Below are 671 nucleotides of genomic sequence, written 5' to 3'. Positions count from 1 at the left end.
CAATCACCATCTGCATCACATATCTCATAAGTGATTTGATCGGGACCGTTGTAATCCGCATTTGGGGTGTAATCAATCGTATCATCAGTAGGATCGTTTGGTGTACCGCCATCGTTTACCGTAGCTGTTCCATTGCTTGGGCCACTAGTGATACTTATAGTACCTGTGCTTGGACCATCGCCTCCAAAGTTATCATCATCTAATACGACGATATTTACCGTGTCGTCCTCATCTACACTTGCTGTATCGTCTAGGGCAGTTGGCGTGTCATCTACTGGATCTACAGTAATATTAATAACTGCCGTTGTACAATCGCCGTCTGCATCACATATCTCATAGGTGATCTGGTCAGGACCGTTATAATCCGCATTTGGGGTGTAATCAATCGTATCATCAGTAGGATCGTTTGGTGTACCGCCATCGTTTACCGTAGCTGTTCCATTGCTTGGTCCGCTAGTGATACTTATAGTACCTGTACTTGGACCATCGCCTCCAAAGTTATCATCATCTAATACGACGATATTTACCGTGTCGTCCTCATCTACACTTGCCGTATCATCTACAGCCGTTGGCGTGTCATCTACTGGATCTACAGTAATATCAATAACTGCCGTTGTACAATCACCATCTGCATCACATATCTCATAAGTGATTTGATCGGGACCGTTATA

Annotated in this window: 1 protein-coding gene; it reads right to left on the bottom strand. The window is 44.1% G+C overall.

Annotated features, from left to right (window positions below; genetic code table 11):
• Window positions 1-671, bottom strand: a 671-nt coding sequence (locus Q0772_RS16215) for an Ig-like domain-containing protein (RefSeq protein ID WP_298347007.1), incomplete at both ends; no start/stop codon positions are given.

It is taken from the genome of uncultured Algibacter sp., from assembly GCF_947490405.1.
GTDB lineage: Bacteria > Bacteroidota > Bacteroidia > Flavobacteriales > Flavobacteriaceae > Algibacter_B.
The sequence above is the reverse complement of the archived record's forward strand: the minus strand, read 5'-3'. Positions and strand labels throughout refer to the sequence as shown.